The organism is Pseudoalteromonas sp. TB51, assembly GCF_000498055.1.
In the GTDB taxonomy this organism is placed as follows: Bacteria; Pseudomonadota; Gammaproteobacteria; order Enterobacterales; family Alteromonadaceae; genus Pseudoalteromonas; species Pseudoalteromonas atlantica.
Genome location: NZ_AUTO01000037.1, coordinates 1 through 512, shown reverse-complemented (window position 1 = coordinate 512; position 512 = coordinate 1). Strand labels below are relative to the sequence as shown.

General features: G+C 47.1%; 1 pseudogene. It reads right to left on the bottom strand.

Annotated elements, in window-relative coordinates:
- Positions 1-512: pseudogene (locus tag L650_RS0100970) on the bottom strand (acetyl-CoA acetyltransferase); the annotation flags it as partial.

The window sequence follows — 512 nt, the reverse complement described above, 5'->3', positions numbered from 1 at the left end:
CGCCGCCGCCAATACATAAAGACGCAATTCCTTTTTTAAGGCCACGGTTTTTAAGTGCGTGAATAAGCGTGACTAAAATTCTCGCGCCGCTGGCACCAATTGGGTGGCCAAGTGCACACGCCCCACCGTTTACGTTTACTTTGCTCTCATCAAGTTTTAATTCGTTAATAGCAAGCATGGTCACCATGGCAAAGGCTTCGTTAATTTCCCAAAGATCTACATCAGCGGTTGTCCAGCCTGCTTTTTCAAGCACGCTGTTCATTGCGCCTACAGGTGCTACTGTAAATTCGCTTGGTTTTTGAGAGTGCGTGCTGTGCGCTACAATTTTACAAAGCGGTGTTAAGCCTTGCTCTTTAGCTTTTGATTCGCTCATTAATATAAGCGCTGCGCCACCATCAGAAATTGACGATGAATTAGCCGCAGTGATGGTGCCGTCTTTTTTAAAGGCAGCACGCAGGCTTGGTATTTTTTCTGGGCGGGCATTACCGGGTTGCTCATCAACCGATACGGTT